Origin of the sequence: Burkholderia sp. BCC1996 (genome assembly GCF_905339955.1) — a bacterium.
Taxonomy (GTDB): domain Bacteria; phylum Pseudomonadota; class Gammaproteobacteria; order Burkholderiales; family Burkholderiaceae; genus Burkholderia.
In genome coordinates this window covers 1-268 of record NZ_CAJPHM010000119.1, presented here as the reverse complement: position 1 = coordinate 268, position 268 = coordinate 1, and the positions used below count along the sequence as shown (strand labels likewise).

Genomic DNA, 268 nt, shown 5'->3' with positions numbered 1-268 from the left:
TGACCTGCTCCCCGCGTTTAGTACGGTGACGGTGTAGAGTCCGTTCCAGAGAGGAACGGCAATGAAAAAGCGATTCACCGAAGAACAGATCATCGGCATCTTGAAGGAAGCCGAGGCTGGCCTGAAGCCGGCGGAGCTGTGTCGCAAGTACGGCATCTCGGAAGCGACCTACTACAACTGGAAAGCGAAGTTCGGCGGGATGACGGTCTCCGAAGCGCAGCGCCTGAAGGAACTGGAGCAGGAGAACAGCAAGCTCAAGCGACTGTTA

At 56.7% G+C, this 268-nt stretch carries 1 protein-coding gene; it reads left to right on the top strand.

Annotated features, from left to right (window positions below; translation table 11 throughout):
- Window positions 1-61: 61 nt before the first annotated feature.
- On the top strand, window positions 62-268 hold a 207-nt coding region (locus tag U4Z64_RS37485), incomplete at its 3' end, for a transposase (RefSeq protein WP_321822450.1).